Consider the following 20465-nt stretch of genomic DNA (forward strand, 5'->3'; position numbering starts at 1 on the left):
GGAATCTCCATCGTATTATAAAAAAACTTTTTTGATTAACGTTTAAAAAATAAAATAAGGCCTATACTATTAAAGATTTCACTTCAAATCAAAGTGACTGGAGGGTTAACCCGATGAGTGCGAATGATCAATCTCAAAAGGACCATCAAGAACTGAATATGCTTAAACAGAATATTTTTGGAGCAATCTAAAATTTAATCTGAAAGCGAGGCAGTGTGTCATGGAGGAGCAAAAGTGATAATCAAAAAAGAACCTGGAATTAAAACTCCAGGTTCTTTCTTATTTTGTTCACTAACGTTCTATCCCCGCAATACCAAATCCTCCTGGACCTGCATGAGTAGAAATCATCGCTCCGGCCTGCATCCATCTTACATTCTCAAAGCCGTTTTCCTTCGAGACTTCTTCCAAACGTTCTTTAATACGTTCATCAAGTCCTATCGAGTAAATTAAATATAACTGTTTACGATCTATATCGTATTCATTGAAATAATCGTTCATAAGCTTTTCTGCCACACTATCCATTTTGCCACGGTATTTTCTAGTTGAAACAAGTTTCCCCTCTTTTAACTCGATGCAAGGCTTTATTTTAAGCAATGCGCCACCTATATATGCGAGATTACTCACCCGTCCCCCGGCTTTTAAAAAGTCTAAACTTCCTGGCAAGAAAGCCAGTCTTGTTTTAGGAACGATTGAATAGATTTTTTCAATTAAGCACTCATGGCTAATCTCAGGTTCTTCTTCAAGCAAATTTGCTGCATACATCACCACTGCACCTAATCCACCCGTTACATTTAACGTATCAATAAGATAAAGATCGTCAAAATCTTCTGCTGCAATTACCGCACTTTGAAAGGAAGCAGATGCTTTTGACGTATAGCCAATGTGAATAATAATGCTTTCAGGATACTTCAATCGAATATTTGTAAACAAATCATGGTATTCATGGACATTCGTCGCAGCTGTAGAGGGAATTGCTTTCGACCGGTCATAAAATTGAAAAACATCTTCTACAGATACCTTACCATCCAAATAATCTTTTCCATCCATAATAACGTGCATCGGTACTACTTGAATTTGATGTTTTTCAACTAGGTCCTTCGGTAAATCCGCGCCACTCTCAGTCGATAAAATAATTCTCTTCATTGTACCTTCCTTTCAAAAAGCGCAGTCACTGCTGCAATCTTTTTTTGCGTATTCACCTTAAATATACACTAAAAAGGAAGTGCGGGAAGCACAACTTTTAGAATGAGTGTTGTATAAATGACATATAGTAAAAACGAAGTGCGAATAAGACTATTCGCATCGATAATTGGAAGGCATCAAATTTTTATTGCCGTAAAATTGGCATCGAACAGCATCTGAATGAGCCGCCAGATTTAATAATTTCTGAGAAATCAACTTCCAGCACTTCATAACCATGCTGTTTCATTTGATAATTCACATCACGATTAATCGGCAAGCTCAGCACACGGTTTTGTCCAATAGAAAGCACATTCGTCCCCATTGAAAACTGCTCGGTTTCACTTACTTCGATCAAATGATACATACTCGACAAAAGATTGACTATTTTTGGTTCGAACGCTTCCGGAAAAATAAGAGCATCTTCTGATGAGAGAATATTGAATACACAGTCTAAATGTAAATATTTTGGGTTAAACGGGATCGGAATAATTTCATAATCGGGTAATTCTTTTTGTAAATTTTGAATTGCTTTTTTGCATGTACGATCACTAATTCCGACAAAGACCCTATTGCCATCAACAATCACATCGCCACCTTCAATGGAATGTAAAGAAAGGTTTTTGTAAGCAATTTTATTGTTGTTCAGCCATTGAGCCAATACTTCCTCTTCACCTTGACGGATGGGATTGGCCATTTCAGAAACAAACAAGTGATTTCCAATTGTAAAACCAATATCTCTTGTAAACACTTGTTCCGGATGGTCTTTACTAGGCGGCAGTTTAATTATTTCTACACCGGCATTACGTAACGCTTGCTCAAAGTTTCGGTGCTGCTTAACGGCAAGTTCTTGATCAATATTGTCATCTTCATATTTTTTTTGAACATCATTTATCACTTCTTTAATTTCCATATATTCAGGCTCGCATAATACGACTTGTTTTAAAATTCCATATTCACTTTGACATTGTACGTTAGATTTATTTGAAACTGTTTTAACCATAAGTCATCCTCCAAATTTTCAATTCACCTTTATACCATTCCCTAATTTCTCGATTTCATAAACTATTTCCGATCATTACTAGGTGAATGCTGTTGTTTCAGGAATTTTCCGTTGGGGTATGGACTAGCAATAAAAATTAAAATTAGGCGAAGAACATCAATGGAGGAGATTATATGATTACGAAAGGGCAGGCACTATTAACAAAAGAGGATTTTCACAATCGAACAGACTTGCCAAGTTGGCTGTATAGCGAATATGAAACTTTTCATAATACGGTAACGGATAAAACATTCCCATGCTTTTTTGGTATGAGCGGCGAACTAAAAGGCGAACTCCGTTATGCGTATATTACACAGGACGACTGGAGTAATCTGCCTCAAGCAGTTGAAGGTTTTTTAGATTTGTTTAAACAGCCCAATTATAAAAGACACGGTCTCTTTGTTTTTGTGGAGCCTTTTGAACAAGAAGGTGCTATAGATGATTACCGCAAACAGTTTTGGGATATCCTTCAGTACCTGCATACGGTCGATAAAGTAGAATGGCCGGAAAACAGTCCTCGTGATCCGGATCATTACTTGTGGGATTTTCATTTCGCTGGAGAGCCGATCTTTGTGTTTGGAAATGCTCCCGCATATAAGAAGCGCAAAACCCGCCATTTAGGAAATGCAATGGTACTTGGATTTCAGCCCCGTAAAATATTCCAAGGTTTAGAGGGTACTGAAAAAGGCGGGATTATGTCGAGGGAGAAAGTGCGGAAACGTGTGGAAGTTTGGGATCAGCTTCCGAAGCATCCTGATATCGGCCACTTTGGAGATCCGACACATAACGAATGGAAACAATCCTTTATCGGTGATGACATAGTGCCAATTCAAGGAAAATGCCCTTTCCAGCATAAATCATTACTATAAGTTTATAGTTCAAAACAAAAGAACGAATCCACTGGAAGATTCGTTCTTTTGTTATTCGGACTAACCCTGTCTTTTTGACCGAAATAACATAATAAGCGCAAATAAAAACATAAAAAAAGTGATAATCCATACTAAAAAAAATACTAATCCCAACCCGATATTCGCATCCTGATAATCCATAATTTTATTATCGATTAATGTCCAAGTTAATAATACAAGGGCTGCAATACCGATGAAGCTGACTATCATTCTGGAAAGTCCTTTACTTATATAATAGCTGATAATAAGTAAAGCGATTAAAAGAAAATAAGTTAGTGCTGATAACCATATAATTTTATCCATACTGTATCTACCCCTCAACAATCGAAACATTTACTACCGTATGCTAACGTTCTAATCCGGCAACCCCAAACCCGCCTGGACCAGCATGCGTAGATATTCCCGCTCCGGCTTGCATCCATTTCACATTTTCGAATCCTTTCCCTCTTGCAATTTCAACCATCCGATTTTTAATACTTTCATCAAGTCCAATAGAGTAAATCAAAAATAGCAGTTTTCTATCAATATTATATTCATTTAAAAAATCCCGCATAAACTTTTCTGCTACAATACTCATCTTCCCGCGATAGTTTCTTATTGAAACAAGTTTCCCATCCTTTAATTCAATACAAGGCTTTATTTTCAACAATGCTCCACCAAGATAAACTAGATTACTTACCCTTCCACCCGCTTTCAAAAAGTCGAGACTGCCTGGAAGAATCGCAAGCCTTGTTTTCGGAACAAAGGATTCTATTTTCTCTATTAAACGATTATGGTCAATGGAAGGTTCATGTTCAAGCAAAATGGCCGCATACATGACGATTGCAGCTAATCCCCCTGTTATATTTAATGAATCAACAAGGAAAAGGTCGTCAAATTCTTTTGCAGCTATGACCGCACTTTGAAAAGTGACGGATGCTTTTGATGTACAACCAATGTGAATAATGAGACTATCCGGAAAATCCGATCTGATTTTTGAAAAGAAATCATGATACTCCTGTACATTAGTTGCTGCAGTAGATGGGATTTTCTTAGTGCGATTATAATATTCAAAAACTTCTTCTACAGATAGCTCTCCGTCCAAATAATCTTTTCCATCCATAATGATGTGCATGGGAGCTACTTGAATTTGATATTTTTCAACGAGTTCTTTCGGTAAATCTGCTCCACTGTCAGTTGATAAAATAATCTTTCTCATCGTATACACCTTCCACTTTACGCAGCCATTTATGCGTACTTATTATTTTTATCTATAGTTATTACTGTAATATAAACTTACTTATAGATTAATTGAACCTCTACTATATTTATATGTAAGAGTTAGATTAGCATTACCTGTTATGACATGTTCAATAGAAAAAAACGAATTCTTTTTCAAAAATTCGTTTTGTAATTTTAGTACTCATAATTTTTTTGTTCTACTTCCAATTTAAAAACGTTCCTCAGTAAGATCAACATTTACAGAAACTGCCGCTTTATTTCCTCTGGCAGCCGAAATCATTAAGGAAGACGGTCGGGCTGTTTCGGTTTCTCCTGCAATATAAACATTTTTTTCAGATGTTCTGCCAACGCCATCTGTTATAACTTTCCCATTTTCATGTATTTCACATCCTAACATTTCCACTAGTTTATTAGGACGGTAATAGGTCGGCGCTACAAAACCATATGAACGCTTTACTGTTTCTCCTGACTCAAATTCTATTTTTTCTAAATAGCCGTCATTCCCAATTAAAGTTTTTATCCGATCCTCTATTATTTTGATCTTTCGTCTTTCTAACTGTGACACCGCCTCTTTCGATAGTTTAAGGCCATTCGTTAGAACAACTAAATCTTTTGACCAGTTATAAATTAGTTTAGTTAAATGCATTACATGATCTTCTTTTTCCGCGATCACAACTAAAGGTTTATCCCGCTGTTCCCAACCATCGCAGTAAGGGCAGCTAAATAAACTTTTTCCATAATAGTTTCTTATGCTCGGTATGAAAAAAACCTCTTGAATTCCTGTAGCCAATATAATTTTTTCTGTCACATACTCCTGCTTGTTAGATGCTTTGACAGTAAATCTTTCATTATCTGTGTCCTTAATTATTTCAGTAACGGTTGCATTCACGTAGGATACCGATGGATAGTTATCCAATTCTTGCAATCCCATTTCTCTGAATTCCTGTGGATTTGTCCGATCCCGCGTAATAAATCCACGGGCCTCATCTGTCACGCGATTGCGATTCGTTTTATCATCGAATAATACAATCTCTCTCCTAGCTCTACCTAAAACTAAACTCGCACTTAATCCTGCCGGTCCACCGCCGATAATAATACAATCCAATACATCCACTTTTTTTCACCCACTTAATTTGTTTCTAATTCCATTAAATTCCCAGTATTTATATAGAAAAAACATCCATAATTCTTTATGCCCTATCTTGGATATTTTGAACCAAAAAACCAGAAGTATCCTTTAGTAAAAAATTTATATTAAATATTTAATGAATAGTAAAATAAATCAAAAAATTATAACTTTTAAATATATATTATAATTTACTGAAAAATTAATAGACAAAAGTCCCGTGATAATATATCCTTAATTCGTCTCAAACCCCTCATTTTGGGAATGAAAGTAAATACATAGGTAAAAGGTAGATGTAAAACATGAATATATTTAACAATTTAACTATTAAAACTAAGTGGATGATGTTCATTTCACTCACTGTTATTTTAGCAGTTGTCATCACAGTTATTTTTAGTCAGTGGACAGTTCGAAATATTTTAACGGAAGAAAATGAGCAAACTTCTTCTAATAATGCAAAAAATGCTGTTGATCAAGTATCCTTAGGCTTAGAAAATTATGAAACAAATCTTCTGCAGTTCGGTCAGGTTATCGAAACGATTTTACAAAATGAACAGGTTGATTATTTACAAATCGATAAAATTACCCGCACATTGAAAGAGAATAATAAAAATTATTTATCCGTATATTACATGGACTTTAATACCGGAAAATTACATGTCACACCTCAAATCGATTATGAATGGGATGTACGTGATTCTCAAACATTCTCGAAATTGAACGCAAACCCCAACCTACAATGGATGGATGTCTATTTGGATACTGGTGTAAACAAGCTGATGACTTCTGTTATCGCCCCGGTATTTAAAAACGATGAACTTGTTGGTGCGGTCGGCTATGATATTGATTTCTCAACAATTGGTACAATTCGTGAAGGAATTGAAGCCAAATCATCTTCAAAATTAATGATTGTCGATCCAAATGGATTGATTATATCTTCATTTATTGAAGATGGGGACGGGAAAAATATTATTGCGGATAATTCCGGTGAAATTGAAGGGGTTACGGACTTATTAGATACTGCCAAATTAGAAGCAGAGTTTAAATGGCTCTCCGATGCCAAAAATGGAAGCAATAAAATTGAACAGTTTGAATGGAATGAAGTGAATTATACAGGTGAAGTTCAGGTAATCGAGAAAAATAATTGGCAAATTGTTTCATTAGTAGATGCTAATAGTTATGCACAGCAGTTAAAAGATTTAACAATTGCAGGTTGGATATCATTAGTAATCGGGCTAATAATAGGGTGTTTAATTGCCTATTTCATGGCACGAAAATTAGTAGAGATTTTTAATAACTTTAAAAAAGTATTCGAAAAAACAGCAAGTGGCGACTTTATTTCACGTTTTGAAACAAAGTCAAATGACGAAATTGCAGACTTGGCAAATCACTACAACAAAATGCTTGATGAGGTCCGCAATTTAATTAACCAAGTAAATGAAAATTCATTACAAATTCAACATTCTTCAAACAGTTTAGCGATTATTGCGAAGGAAAATGAGCAAGCGTTAAATAATGTCTCAAACAGCATTGAAGAAATTGCTATGAATACAAGCACACAAGCAGAAAAAATGCATGATGGTTCTACAGCTATTCATGTATTGGCCGATGGTATAGAATCTATAGAATTAAAAACTCAGCAAATGGTAAATGATGCAGACGAAGCATTGGTTGAAGTGCATTCGAGTATTGGTAAGGTTCAACAATTGGAAACATCCTATGCGAATTTAGAGCGAGCGTTCAATGAAGTAACGGTTGTAACCGGACAGTTAGATGGGAAAACTAAATCCATTTCAAAAGTAACGGATGTAATTGCTCAAATTACCGAACAAACAAATTTACTTGCACTTAATGCTTCAATTGAAGCTGCTCGAGCAGGTGAACATGGTAAAGGTTTTGCGGTTGTGGCAGATGAAGTAAGAAGCTTAGCAGAAAGTTCTAAAGCGGCAACAACTAATATTCAGCAAATTATTCTAAGTATTTTAGAAGATACTGAGCAACTCGTTCAAGTAATGAAGCAAACAAATGAGATTAGCGAAGATCAGAAGTCAGCAGTTAATACTGTAGATAATGCTATTAAACAACTGTCCGATACATTGGAAAATATGAAAGTATCAATATCAAACACGATGGAGAATGTATCAACAATGCAACAGCAAAAAAATGTCGTTGTATCTTCAATTGCAGTTGTTAATGAAATGACAACAGAAGTTACAGCAGAGACTCAAGAAATTGCAAGTTCAATTGAAGAACAAACGTCTGCTACTTCTGAAGTAACGATGCATGCTACTCATTTAAATAACCAGGTTGAAAAATTAACTGAGTCGGTTTCTAAATTTAAGCTCTAGTCAACAGTAAGATAGTAATAGGCAATTTTTCAAAATTAAAAGCAGTTCAAATTTTAACTAAAATAAAATTTGAACTGCTTTTTATATGTCGTAAATACATCGAAGAGAAGAATTCCTATGATCTAAATTATTATTCAAATACAGCTACTAACCGGCCTTTCACCTCATGGTTTTTCAGTTTCTCGATACCTTTGTCGACTTCTTCAAATGGAATTGTAATCAGATTCGGGCACATTTTTCCAGTAGCAAAACAATCATATACACCTTGTAAGTCCTCGACTGATCCGCCATTACTTCCTAAAAGTTTAATTTCTTTTGTAATCATTAAGTACGTATTGATATTGGATTCCAGTTTCCCCATTCCAACAATCACAACTGTGCCTTGTACTTTTACAGCTTCCAACGCATCAGATGTGGTTTGACCGAAACCCGCAAAGTCAACAATGACGTCACATTCCGCTTCTTTCATATCAAGAATCGTATCGTAAACTTTATGAGCACCCAGTTCATCAGCAAGTTTACGCGCGTCCGGAGAAACATCGGTAGCATATACTTTGCATCCTTTAATTAATGCCATTTGTAGAGCAAATTGTCCAAGTCCGCCGACTCCGATGATTCCTAATTTTGTTCCTTCTTTTGCTTGCCCGATACTAAAAAGAGCTCGATAAGCTGTGATTCCGGCATCTGTTGAAGCAGCACCTTCTACAAAGGACACGCCCTCGGGAATAACTACACATTGATGTTCAGGTACACGCACTTTTTCTGCGTACCCACCATCATAGTTGTATCCGGCTGTTACTTTCGTGGCCCTATCCATCGGGTTAACGCCAACGCGGTCCCCAACTTTAATATTTTTTACACCTTCACCAACTTCAATTACAACCCCGGCAAACTCATGTCCCATAATAACAGGGCCGTTAGGGAAAAGTGGCATCCACCCTGGATCTTGTAATGCCGCTACATCTGAATGACATAGGCCGGCAGCTTTTACATCAATCACAACCTGACCCGGAATTGCTTTTGGATCCTCTTTCTCAATCAATTCTAACGGTTTGTTTGTACCTGAAAATAACCAACCTTTCACACAATTCCCTCCCATTAACTTTATATTTCCGTTTTTAGAATAACCTCTTCATTTCAAAACAGATCCGTCTTTGTGTCTGGCTGTATAAAACGATAATATTACGCATAATAAACCAAGCCCCAATAAACATTTTCAAAATGAGTATTGGGGCTGGGCTTATAAAAAATTAACAGTCTTTTTTATTCTGTTTTTGGTTTTTATTTTGATTTTGGTTGAAGTTTACTTCCTCAGCAAATTCTTCTCTGTTTTCACGTGGTCTGTTAGCATTTTGATTTTGATTCTGCTGTTTTTTGTTATCCTGAGTTTTATTGTTTTTATGTTTATTGTTCCCCATTCCAACTCACCTCCACTAACAGTGTGTGTGGAAATAATTTTTCTATCCGCATTGTCTACTTAAAAGCATCTAGCTAGTTCATGTAAGAATGGATGCATTAAGAGTAAACAAAAAATTTACGATTTAACAATGTAAAGGCACCCGAAATCGAACAAACGATTTGGGTGCCTCTTACACTTACAAACTAGCTTACTCTTATTCTGCTGCAGGAGGAGTGATACCAGGAAGAAGGTCAGGGACTACTGATGTCAAGGCACCACCAGCACCTACGTTAACTTGCTGAACTTGTAATACTTTTACAGTAAGGTCAAGTACGATTTTTTCACGCAGTGTGTGGAAAGATCCATCATGATAAGTGGAATTTGGTGAAAAATCAAGTTCAAAGAAGTTGGCAGCGACTAACTCACCGTATGGCTGCTCATTGTATCTCACAAGATTTTGGAAGAAGTATTTATCCAAACGAGCATCCATTTGAGTTTTTTCGTTAACGAAATTAGATTCTGCATTTTCTGATACACCAAAAATTGGTGGGCTCAGGAAATCACCAACTGTTAATTCTGCAAAGCCTGAGAAGCGAACATTTGCGATTCGATCTTGTAATGGTGCATTGTAATCTGCTGAAGCATATTCAATATTTTTACGAATATGACCTCCAACAAATAATTTCGCTCTTGTTACTGTGAAATAGCCAGTTGGCGCGCCAGCAGCAGTCAAAATTGGTGCGAATGCTACTGGTACTAATTTTACTTGATCTAAAAATACATGTTTTTTAACACGCTTAATTTCCGTAGCTGGTGGATAAAGAGAAATGTCTGACTCTACGACGATTTGAAGTGTTCTCTCTGCAACTACTACTGGAATTTTAAAAGTAGGTGTTGTAAGTGGAGATGTAACTAAAGTTACGTCTGAATCAGTTACAGGAATTTGCTGATTTGATTTAACCCCATGATCCTCCGCTTGCTTATGATTTTTGGCTGGCTTGCAGCTATCGTCCATTGAATAGCCGCCGTCATTCTTAGAATAATTTTGATCCATTATTTTATACCCTCTTTCTTTTTTGTTAGAGTCAAAGTTTCACTCTACATTCCTAACATATGTAATGATGTATTTATGTCATAGGCTAGTAAAATAGTCATATGATTCAATTTCAAAAACATTTTTTCTATATAATTTAAATTTTTAGTTTTCTACGTGTAAAATACTTACTCCTGAAAAAAGCATGTCCTTATTATTCCCATAAAAAATGCTACTCAATAATTATTTCGAGTAGCGATTCAGGTCAACAAATTGTTCTTGAAAAAATTGAATAGACAATTGAGCGAACCCGTTAACTTGAAGTTGTTTTTCCGTTGAATTTAGTTCTTGATGCCAAACAAAATGGACTTGTTTTAATTGACTTTGAATAGATTCTGCAAATTTTCGTTTAGCTTCATAGTGGTAATTAGAATCGTGGGTATCGTGGGTGTGGAACATAAATTCTTCTTGTTTGCTGAAAGGCGTATCAGGTAAGGTTAGCCAGTGAATATTTTCAGTTTTTTTCCATGGAATAGTGACTTTCAATGATTCGATATTGTTTTCATGCTCTTTGTTGCTGAATGAAACTTCTGCAGTGATGTCACCTTTTAAAAACACTGTCGTCGAAGGTAATACAACATTGCAATCAAGCGATTGGACGGACCATTCTACTTTCAATATATTATGAAGCGGCATTAGCAAATCAATTGTTTCAATAATATCTATATCTGTCTGTAATTCAGTCAGCAATACTGGCATTTTGACAGTTATTTTTTTTGTATTTTCGATAGAATCGTTAAAGTAAGTATTTTTTTGAAGAAGTTGCTCACCGTCATCTTCCTTAAAATCCGCTATGTGATATGGGTTATTTTTGTTAATACAATACTTTCTATTCTTCTTTTTGGAAGAATTTTTTTTTTGATTTAGTTGAGGCTCATCGGTTGAGATATCTTCTATTTCAACGTACTTTGTCTCTTCAACATTTGTAATTGAACTGTTTTGTTTTTCTTTCTGTAATTCATCGTTTTCTGAAAGTATTGTAAAGAATTTTTGTGCAAGCGTATCGGTATTTTCATTCGCCCCGTCAATCTCTTCTGCAATTATATTGCCCTCTTGTTCTTCCTGCAGTTCATCGTTTTCTAAAAGCATTGTATAGAATTTATCTGCAAGCGTATCGGTATTTTCATTCGCCCCGTCAATCTCTTCTGCAATTATATTGCCCTCTTGTTCTTCCTGCAGTTCATCGTTTTCTAAAAGCATTGTATAGTATTTATCTGCAAACGTGTCGTTATTTCCATCCAACTTTTCAACATCTGCTTCAGTCTTGGTACTGTCCTGTTCTTCTTCCCTAAACTCATCGATTTTTGAAAACAAGTCAAAGAAATTGTCTTCTGTCTTGTCATTATTCGTTCCAACGTATTCTTCAATCATGTTTCGCATTTCTTCATGGGATTCTTTTTTTTGCTTTCCTTCCTGCAGCTCATCACTTTCTGAAAGTATTTTGGAGAACATATCTTCCAAAATGCTCGTATTTTCATTTAATGAATGCTTTTTACGTCCAGACTCAAACTCGTCAATTAGCATGTTAGTATAATGGTCGCCTATTGTAAGATCGTTATGTTCAGTATAATTTTTATCATCCTCGTCACTAGAATATTCATCAGCGTATTTATTTTCAGATATGGATAGACTTTCACTCGAATTTAAAAAGGAATCGTTCTCAAATTCGCTTTCTGGAAGAGCTGTAAATTCTTCATTTTTTGAAGACGTATCATCAAGCATGAGAGAGAATTCCTTCGTTAAATTGGAAACTACTTCTTCCTTGTCCTTTTCGCGGTTTTTACTTTCAGAAGTAACTAATGGTAACCCCTCCTTTGAATTTTCATTCAGAGGCTTCTGTACCGAATCAACTTTAGGTGGTGAAAAAAGAACTGGTTTTGAATCTGTTCTTTTTCCTAACTGATCATTTAAATAGATAGAATGGTTTTTTGTTTTTTCATACTTTTGACTATGTCGAGTTTCATTCTGTTCAAATCCTTGATGATTGTTTAAAGAAAATTGGATACTATTCGGGGTTGATGGATTTTTATAATATTCATGAACCTTACCTTGATATGTGTCGGGGCCTACATATTGATTTCGGAAATTATTCATGGCTTTTGGAAGGAATGCTCATACGCACCCCCTCCTTCCCCTCCTTACGAAAAGTTAAAGATTCTTTTTCAGTCTTTCAATCTAAAATCTTTAACAATAGTCATCACAATCATCATTTGTTGTTGAAGATACGCGTATTTGTTGGTTTTGAAGTACTTTTAACGTTATATCAACAACCATTTTTTCTTCAACTTGAGTAAAAACTCCTTCACCTATAGGAGCATCCTTTGATAAATGTGTTCGATCAATCGCTTCATCCCATTCAATAATATTACTGGAAACTAACTCGCAGAATGGTAATTCATTATAATACTGAGTGGAGTTTTGATGAAACTGAGATAGATCGTTTGATAAAAATTCATCTTTTTCCGGAAACCCGCTTGGCAATGTATCTGCAATTAAAAAATCGAACTCACTCCGAGTGTTGAATGAAGGTTGAACAGGTTTTCTCAAATAGTGTTTGATCTCTGTTACACAGCTAAAAGGAACATCAACCGTCAAGGAATTTATGCTGGATGAAATGGTTTTTAATGTACATTCCGGCTCTGTCATCGGAGTCGCATATTGGATATTTTTTCGCACAAACCCTTTAATAAATAATTTATTCGTCGGCAGAAGCAATCTGCATTGTACTAGTTTAATCTGTTTTTTAACATCTTTTATTTCCAAGACAGGCTTGGGAAATTTAATACAGGCATCTAAGTTTACTTGTACTGTGAGTTCAGCCAATACTACCGGAACTTTTGTATAAATCTTCCCAATACTTACATGGGGGTTATGAGGTTTATTATCACACTCATTTAAATTTGACGGGATTTTACATACATCACTTTTTTTATCTTCGTACATCTTGCCCCTCCTAAATATCAATTAGTGCATCATATGCGGGCCAAATGCCCATTCTCTGGGCGAATACCTAAAATCATATTTAGCAGGAAATTAATAAGTACAGGCACGTGTGGGCCAATGTTCTGCATACAATTAAAAATGAGAGGTGAGTGAAATATGGAAGGGAAAAACCTTCTTGCGGTGGATTGCGGGAATAGCTGGTATAAAGCTTTGTCATCTGATGACGGATATTATGGGGATTATCAGATACCAAACGCAATCTCTTTGTACGATGAGGAGTTTCATGAAAAACCTTATGATGAGGAAGATATCAAATTTGAAGAAAATCTGATTGTTGAACTCAAAAGCCATGCCATTATCGACAAAAGAGAAGTATTCTATATCGGGAAGGCAGCCACTAAACAACGTGATGTAAGTTTAACCGGATTCAATAACCAAAAGGTTGCCGAAGATCGCACTTATATTCTCTTATTTGGTTTGGCTGCTTTCCATGCCATATGCATAAATCCTAATGAAACTGAAATACACTATCACATTGATCAATTAGCGGTATCTTTGCCAACTACTCAATATAAGCAAATGAAGGAAAAATTTAGACAACAGTTATTAGGGACACATACAGTTATTTTTCATAAGGTACCGGGTGTCTCAGATCCAAAAGAAATAACTGTAAAATTATATGTAGAAGATGTCATTATTGGCGCGGAAGGTGCTTGTGCTTACCTCGGGTTAACACGAGATCAAGAGACACTAGGAATCAAAGATGATGACCTAGTCAAGGATTCACAGAAAGGGATTATTATTGGGGATCTAGGTGGAGATTCTGTTGATTTTGTCGGAATCAAGAATAATAAACCCGTTGCTTCTGTAGAAGGCGAAACATTCGGCATCAATCAGTTCCTCGATAATATTATTCAAAAGGTGAGTAAAAATGAATTTTATAAATTTGATTCTCGTGCAGAATTAGAAGAAAAACTGGCTGCCGGACAATCAGAATGGTATGTGGAGCCATTTGCAGGTGTCAGAAAAGATATAAGTAAATATATTGTTCCACAATTAAAATCACTGGCCATCAAGTATTTGGAACATTTTGATCGGGTTAGAAGCAGTTCTAGCGAAATTAAAGGAGCTACGCGATATATCGCTGTCGGAGGCGCTGCCAAACTAGCACAGAAGCAAATACAGGAAGTAGCTGTTCGTTGGGCAGATAGAGGACGGCCAATTCAATTGACATTCCCCGAAAATATGGAAAAATTGAATGTTCATGGCTTGATGATTCTTGCAAAAATGAAGCAAATTAAGGCTCAAACAGAAACTGAAAACCTCATCTCTGTGAGAAATTAAGGATGATGGATATGTCTAAATTATATACAGACTATTTCAATAAGACTGCACTAACAGTTCCATCACATTTTATCGATGTTAAAAGCGGAGAAACAGTGGGGGTTTCTACAGAAATCTTAAAACAAATCGAATACCATGCCGAAAATCAGACACTTAATCATTTATTATTATCAGCACTTACTGAATATTTTCATCCAGCTAAAAAAATCCAGCCAAATGAAGATATTTTAGTGGCTTTGGTCGAAATCAAGCAATTGCTGCAGGGACATCAAGTAAATAATGTATATGCAAGCATTCCAACGAGAAAGGTCAAAACAAACTCAACTCATTTAGATATACAGGAAGTCGACGATATTCTGGATGTTTTTGGAGGGTAAATTGTATAGGTGAACTTTAGGGGAGAGTTCACCTATTATTAAAACACTACCACGTTTCTATAGTCGTACAGCTGGTAAAGTAGTAACTGCACAGAAACAGGATAAGTCTACAGTAATGCAGATTCCTGTTTTCATTAAGTCGCTAACATATTGATGGTTAATTTGTTCACAAGGGCTCATGAACTTATTGCACCGATCTCTTTTTGGTTTAAACGTTAAAAGTTCCAATTCAGCACAATTGCCTTTTATTTCTCTGACCTTGAAAATAAAACTAGTAATGCAGATGAATTTTTTATCCTTCATTCCTGCCAGACAAGCCGTTACGCCTTCACCTTTAAATGGTTCACATCCACAATACAGAATAACCGGAATAGTGTTTTTACTAAATTTCCTGTGTTCTTTTTCTTCTAATCGTTCTTCAAACGATTCATCGCATGAAGAACATTTCTTGTCATGATCATTCTCGGCTTTCCTTTGTGCTTTTAAAATTGCCTCAAGAATTTCTTCTACGCATGCGCCTTTATGTTTATCCTTATTGCAATGCCCCTTGCAATGCCCTTCTTCTTTGTAACTTGGAAAATATTCCTGATTATAACTACTTTCTTTTTCATGGTTATACATGTCTTTCACTCCCCAAAAATAATATTTTCTTTTTATCATATGGGTAGATTTAGTGTTTTGCTTGAATACATCGCCTATCGACAGAGGAAAATTGAGTATTCCTCAGAGACTCTCTCCAAGACATATGACTTGTCAATTGTTGACTCATCAACTAAAATAAAATCCTATTCCAATTTCGATAAAGAAGGGTGAAAAAAATGTCACAACAAAAATCAGCTTTAGAAAAATTAATGGATGAACGTAAATCAGTTCGTAAATATGAACCTGGTGTTACGATTCCCCGTGAGACAATTCAACATATTTTACAGCAAGCAACATCAGCTCCTTCATCAAGTAACTTACAGCCTTGGCGCTTCCTTGTTATTGACAATCAGGAGCAAAAGAAAGAGTTGCGCATCGCTGGATTTAATCAGGAACAAATTGAAACATCATCTGCAATAATTGCAGTCATTGGCGATATCGAAATGTATAAAAATGCTAAGCAAATTAATGATTTAAATGTTGAGTTAGGCTATATGCCACGTGAAATTGCAGATATGATGATTTCAAATTCTGAAGCATCGTACAGCAATTTTTCGGATGCTGAACGCAGTAATATTGCACATTTGGATTCAGGTTTAATTTCTATGCAAATCGTACTTTTAGCGAAGGACATGGGCTATGACACAGTAATAATGGGCGGCTTTGATAAAGCAGCATTCGCTAAAAGATATGAGTTGCCTGCAAATGAGGTTCCGATGATATTAATCGCTATCGGAAAAGCTGCTATGCCAGCACGTAATTCATCTCGTTTACCATTCGACCAAATTATTCGTTTTTCTAGCTAATGGACTTATAGGAGCCTTTGCCTGACATGTTCAATTAAAATTTTTTAGACTTTATCCGAATGAACGGAAATGCTACCATATAGGGATACTTGGAACGAAAAGCAATCAATGTAAGGAGGTATAGTATGGAAGTTTGTTTGGATGATAAAAAACAGATGATCATGATGTTAAAAAGATTAGACCGTCATGTAACACAAATATTTGAAAAAAGAACAGAAGTCAGTTTAACGAGATATGAAATATTAGTTTCTTTAATAAAAAAAGGAAGCGTTTCTCAAAAGGTTCTGCAACAATCTTTAGCTATTGATCAATCTGCAATTACGCGCCATTTAAAGCTGCTTGAAGAACAGCAATATGTGGAACGTCAACGCAATGCAAAGAACAACCGAGAAGTTCTTGTAACGATTACCGATAAAGGACGAGCATTACTTGAAGGTTGCACAATGTTTAAAGATCAATTTCTGAATGACCTTTATGAAGATTTTTCAGATAGCGAATTACAGCAGCTTAAACAGTTTCTTACGCGCTTAAATCATAATGTAGAGAAGCTTTAATCTTTGCAGAATAATAAAGTAAGAAGAACGATTTTCTGTATCCAGGAAATTGTTCTTCTTTTTTTGCTCTCATAACCCTTTTACTACTGGCGTTCCACTAAATTAATGTAATTACGGATAGTTTTAAATGAGAATGTTTATCATCTGTGATATACTATAACTATAAAGAAAATATGCATTACTTAAGGAGAATGTATCATGCAAATATACTGGACGAAAATAAACAAAATTATTGATGAAACACCAGAAGTTAAAACGTTTTTGCTCGACCTTCCTGAAGGCTTTACATGGGAAGAAGGTGCCCACACCCACCTTGCATTAGAAGGTTTCAATGCTGGTGATCAGCCAAATAAAAGCTTAGTTCGTCATATGTCAATCTCCACATTACCAAATGAGAAGACTGTCGGGATAACAACTCGTATTAAAGAACTGTGCTCTGAATTTAAATCGATTTTAAGAAATCTCGAAGTCGGCGATAAAGTTGCACTCTTTAAAATCCATTCCAATGTACCGCTGAAAAGACAAAATAGAAATATTTACTTATTGTCTTCCGGTGTAGGTCTTGCAACGTTTAGACCTCTTGTACTTTCTTATTTGGAACGTCCTGACAACATCAGTCGCATTCATTCTCTAAATATTGATTCAACAAAAGACTACTTATTTACCGATATTTTCGAATCTGCACCTGTTAAAAACTTCACATCACAGTACGTCGATAATCGTAAAGATTACTATGAAGAAGTGAAAAAACTTGCCGCTGATCGAGACGGTCTGTTTTATGTTGTCGGCAGCGACGAGTTTATTATGCAAAACATTGATACGTTACGTGAACAAGGTATCAAACCAGAACAAATTGTCCTCGATAAACGTGAACGACAATTACCTAACTTTTTCCCGGTGGAAACTACAATTTAAATGATTATATGAAACGGGGCTATCCGATAAGAGTTGTTCTACTCTTAGGATAGCCCCGCTTTTTTATCTTTAGATTAAACTAACTCCAACCAAGCGACCGCTACAACATGTGGCGGGTGTAAAGTGAGCAATAGTTTACTTTAAATATTCCGCAAAGAAGTCTACCAATGCATTATAAAATTCAATTCGGTTTTCTTCATTTGCAAAGCCGTGTCCTTCATTGTCTTTTACCATATACTCAACTTCCACACCTCTATTTTTAAGTGCCTGTACGATTTGGTCTGATTCTTGTTTATTCACACGCGGATCATTCGCCCCTTGTGCTACAAATAAAGGTGTTTTAATTTTATCGACATGGAATACCGGTGAAGCAGCTTTTAACAGTTCTTTATCCTTTTCAGGGTGGCCTACACGCTCATAGAACATATTTCGTTGTGTTTCCCAATATGGAGGGATTGTTTCCAATAATGTAAAGATGTTCGAAACCCCTACATAATCAACTGCTGCAGCATATAAGTCTGGTGTGAATGTTATACCGGCCAATGTTGCATATCCCCCAAAGGAAGCACCGTAAATACCGATCTTTTCTGCATCAGCAATGCCCAAATCAATTGCCCATTGTACTCCATCTGTAATATCATCCTGGATTTTTAATCCCCATTGCTTGTTGCCCGCTTCAAGGAATTCTTTACCGTAACCTGTAGATGATCTAAAGTTTGCTTGAAGTACTGCATAGCCTTGATTTGCTAATAACTGTACTTCATTATTAAAGCCCCACATATCCCGAGCCCATGGACCACCATGCGGAATGACAACTAACGGTAAATCTTCAGCTATTTTATTTTTTGGTAATGTTAAATAACCGTGAATTATTAGACCGTCTCTCGCTTCATAGGAAATAGAATGCATCTCCGCCAAATTACCAGCATCCAACCATGAGCCTAACTCTGCTAATAATGTCATTGTTTCTGTTTCAGCATCATAATAATAATACTTTCCATAAACAGTATCGCTTGAAACACTTACGATAAATTTCGTCATTTCCTTATTGTAATCGTTAATCCCAAATTCACTTGCACTTACACCAAGTTGGTCTTTCATTTTATTGAAAAGATTTTCAAACTCGCTATCAAAGAAATTATAGTGAACTTTATCTGTGATATACGCAGCGTAAAGAAGTTGATCTTTTGTTGAGCTGTAAAGAGCCCCTGAAATATCAACGAGTGGATTTGAGAAAACTACTTCTTCTTTGCCCTCTAAATCATATTTTACTAGTGCCGCTTTATCTCGACCCTTATCAGATACGGCATAAATAGATTGATTGTCTCGAGAAAATCCTAGCGGTGAAACTGTTTCACCAGCATCAATTGAGATAAATGGCTGGAACTCATCTTCTTCTGTTTCACGATATAAAACAGCACCTACTACACCGTCAGATGCTACAGCCATTCGAATTTGTCCATTGCTATCGGGAATCCAGCTTAAAATATTCCCAGGGTTTTTTGCTACTAACTTCGTTGCACCCGTCTTTACGTTTAATTTATAAACATCAAATACCGTTGCATCTTCTTTATTCATCATGATTAAAATTTCATCTTCAACATCTTTCAAATAATCGATAGGAAGTACGACAACATTCGGGTACGGCGTTAAATCTTTTTCTTTTGCACCGTTAAATGAAGACGAGTAAATATGATAATTTTCATCTCCCCCATTATCCTTTAAATAATACATATTATTATCTTTCCAGAAAAGCCCCGCGATATCTCGATCAGTTGTACTTGTTACTCGCACAGGCTCGCTCTCATCATCCATATTCTTTATAAAAACATTTAGCCTGCTTTGCCATTCTGCAGCGTAAGCGATGTATTCGCCGTCTGGAGATAATTGATAACCTAAACTACCAGGATTTCGCATAAAATCTTCGACAGATATTTCCTGTACCCCTGTGTTATCAATATCTTTGTTTTGATAGTCTTTTACATTACTAAACATTTTGTAAACCTTTGCTTTTGTAATCGGCTGCAAATCGGAAACACCTTTAAAAAAGCCTAGCTTTTCTGCTGTTTTTCTATAATCATCCAGCGTTTCCTCATTTGTTTCTGCACCAAGGGCTTTTACTAAAATAAGTGCAGCCTGTTTTTCAGTAATATAGTTGCTTGTATTTTCGAACTCATAATCACCAAGCCAATTTTCAATGACTTCTGTTCTCATATAGTCCGAAGCATGTTGAAAAGTTAAAGCTGTGACAGCTTCTTCAAGAAAATCTTCAATAGTTACATTTGTTTCTTGACTGGCAGCTAACCCAGTTGTTGAATCGTTTGCAAAAGCAGAAAACGGTAACGAGACTAATAATGATATCGTTAACAAAACTGATAAAAAGATTTTTTTCACAATATTCCCTCCTTTATAATTACAAATTTAATAATAGCGCAAAAAAGTTGAATTATTAACATATATTACAAATTATTCATTATTTTTACATATATATAAAATTAAATTCCATTAATATGCATATTTATGAAACTCATTTATAGAACAAACGTATATATTAATTTACTTAAGTTA

General features: G+C 35.7%; 19 protein-coding genes. 7 read left to right on the forward strand and 12 right to left on the reverse strand.

Going from position 1 to position 20465, the window contains the following annotated elements; translation table 11 throughout:
• Nucleotides 1-291: 291 nt before the first annotated feature.
• Both MKY07_RS17440 and MKY07_RS17445 read right to left on the reverse strand, forming a co-directional pair.
• Nucleotides 292-1143 carry a DegV family protein gene (locus MKY07_RS17440; RefSeq protein WP_339263255.1) on the reverse strand — a complete coding sequence of 284 codons (852 nt, stop codon included), beginning with the start codon at nt 1141-1143 and terminating at the stop codon, nt 292-294.
• 184 nt (nt 1144-1327) lie between these two features.
• The gene (locus MKY07_RS17445) at nt 1328-2182 is read right to left on the reverse strand and encodes a dimethylarginine dimethylaminohydrolase family protein (RefSeq protein WP_008405565.1); all 855 of its coding nucleotides are present in this window, start codon (nt 2180-2182) and stop codon (nt 1328-1330) included.
• 173 nt (nt 2183-2355) lie between these two features.
• Here MKY07_RS17445 and MKY07_RS17450 point away from each other — a divergent pair, with 173 nt between their 5' ends.
• A complete protein-coding gene (locus MKY07_RS17450; protein ID WP_014822643.1) occupies nt 2356-3090 on the forward strand; it encodes a YqcI/YcgG family protein in 735 nt (244 codons plus the stop codon).
• Nucleotides 3091-3150: 60 nt separating this feature from the next.
• Here the strand turns inward: MKY07_RS17450 and MKY07_RS17455 are convergent, their stop codons facing one another.
• From MKY07_RS17455 to MKY07_RS17465, 3 genes are all read right to left on the reverse strand, one after another.
• Complete coding sequence (locus tag MKY07_RS17455; protein WP_339263256.1) at nt 3151-3432, reverse strand: potassium transporter Kef; 282 nt, start codon at nt 3430-3432, stop codon at nt 3151-3153.
• Between the two features lie 43 nt (nt 3433-3475).
• Nucleotides 3476-4327, reverse strand: coding sequence for a DegV family protein (locus tag MKY07_RS17460; RefSeq protein WP_339263257.1), 852 nt, complete (start codon nt 4325-4327; stop codon nt 3476-3478).
• 231 nt (nt 4328-4558) lie between these two features.
• The gene (locus tag MKY07_RS17465; protein WP_065217620.1) at nt 4559-5464 is read right to left on the reverse strand and encodes an NAD(P)/FAD-dependent oxidoreductase; all 906 of its coding nucleotides are present in this window, start codon (nt 5462-5464) and stop codon (nt 4559-4561) included.
• Nucleotides 5465-5778: 314 nt separating this feature from the next.
• Here MKY07_RS17465 and MKY07_RS17470 point away from each other — a divergent pair, with 314 nt between their 5' ends.
• Complete coding sequence (locus MKY07_RS17470; RefSeq protein ID WP_014822639.1) at nt 5779-7824, forward strand: methyl-accepting chemotaxis protein; 2046 nt, start codon at nt 5779-5781, stop codon at nt 7822-7824.
• A 130-nt stretch (nt 7825-7954) separates the two neighbouring features.
• Here the strand turns inward: MKY07_RS17470 and MKY07_RS17475 are convergent, their stop codons facing one another.
• From MKY07_RS17475 to MKY07_RS17495, 5 genes are all read right to left on the reverse strand, one after another.
• Nucleotides 7955-8908: a zinc-binding dehydrogenase gene (locus MKY07_RS17475; protein ID WP_339263258.1), complete on the reverse strand. Its 954-nt coding sequence runs from the start codon at nt 8906-8908 to the stop codon at nt 7955-7957.
• A 166-nt stretch (nt 8909-9074) separates the two neighbouring features.
• Nucleotides 9075-9242 carry a hypothetical protein gene (locus tag MKY07_RS17480; RefSeq protein ID WP_014822637.1) on the reverse strand — a complete coding sequence of 56 codons (168 nt, stop codon included), beginning with the start codon at nt 9240-9242 and terminating at the stop codon, nt 9075-9077.
• Between the two features lie 195 nt (nt 9243-9437).
• Entirely contained in the window at nt 9438-10238 is an 801-nt protein-coding gene (locus MKY07_RS17485; protein ID WP_339264667.1) for a CsxC family protein, read from the reverse strand.
• 261 nt (nt 10239-10499) lie between these two features.
• Entirely contained in the window at nt 10500-12410 is a 1911-nt protein-coding gene (locus MKY07_RS17490) for a hypothetical protein (RefSeq protein ID WP_339263259.1), read from the reverse strand.
• A gap of 90 nt (nt 12411-12500) precedes the next feature.
• On the reverse strand, nt 12501-13259 hold the full coding sequence (locus MKY07_RS17495) for a CsxC family protein (RefSeq protein ID WP_065217624.1): 759 nt from the start codon (nt 13257-13259) through the stop codon (nt 12501-12503).
• Between the two features lie 156 nt (nt 13260-13415).
• Here MKY07_RS17495 and MKY07_RS17500 point away from each other — a divergent pair, with 156 nt between their 5' ends.
• Both MKY07_RS17500 and MKY07_RS17505 read left to right on the forward strand, forming a co-directional pair.
• Complete coding sequence (locus MKY07_RS17500; protein WP_339263260.1) at nt 13416-14603, forward strand: ParM/StbA family protein; 1188 nt, start codon at nt 13416-13418, stop codon at nt 14601-14603.
• An 11-nt stretch (nt 14604-14614) separates the two neighbouring features.
• Nucleotides 14615-14980: a hypothetical protein gene (locus tag MKY07_RS17505; protein ID WP_014822632.1), complete on the forward strand. Its 366-nt coding sequence runs from the start codon at nt 14615-14617 to the stop codon at nt 14978-14980.
• Nucleotides 14981-15037: 57 nt separating this feature from the next.
• On the opposite strand, the gene MKY07_RS17510 is transcribed toward MKY07_RS17505, so the two are convergent.
• Nucleotides 15038-15601, reverse strand: coding sequence for a CotY/CotZ family spore coat protein (locus MKY07_RS17510; RefSeq protein WP_339263261.1), 564 nt, complete (start codon nt 15599-15601; stop codon nt 15038-15040).
• 197 nt (nt 15602-15798) lie between these two features.
• On the opposite strand from MKY07_RS17510, the gene MKY07_RS17515 reads away from it, so the two are divergent.
• From MKY07_RS17515 to MKY07_RS17525, 3 genes are all read left to right on the forward strand, one after another.
• Nucleotides 15799-16428, forward strand: coding sequence for a nitroreductase family protein (locus tag MKY07_RS17515; protein ID WP_339263262.1), 630 nt, complete (start codon nt 15799-15801; stop codon nt 16426-16428).
• A 125-nt stretch (nt 16429-16553) separates the two neighbouring features.
• A complete protein-coding gene (locus MKY07_RS17520) occupies nt 16554-16982 on the forward strand; it encodes a MarR family transcriptional regulator (protein ID WP_014822630.1) in 429 nt (142 codons plus the stop codon).
• Between the two features lie 198 nt (nt 16983-17180).
• The gene (locus MKY07_RS17525) at nt 17181-17897 is read left to right on the forward strand and encodes a dihydropteridine reductase (protein ID WP_339263263.1); all 717 of its coding nucleotides are present in this window, start codon (nt 17181-17183) and stop codon (nt 17895-17897) included.
• A 135-nt stretch (nt 17898-18032) separates the two neighbouring features.
• Here MKY07_RS17525 and MKY07_RS17530 read toward each other — a convergent pair whose 3' ends face one another.
• Complete coding sequence (locus MKY07_RS17530; protein WP_339263264.1) at nt 18033-20291, reverse strand: S9 family peptidase; 2259 nt, start codon at nt 20289-20291, stop codon at nt 18033-18035.
• Nucleotides 20292-20465: the final 174 nt, after the last annotated feature.

The organism is Solibacillus sp. FSL W7-1472, assembly GCF_037969775.1.
In the GTDB taxonomy this organism is placed as follows: domain Bacteria; phylum Bacillota; class Bacilli; order Bacillales_A; family Planococcaceae; genus Solibacillus; species Solibacillus silvestris.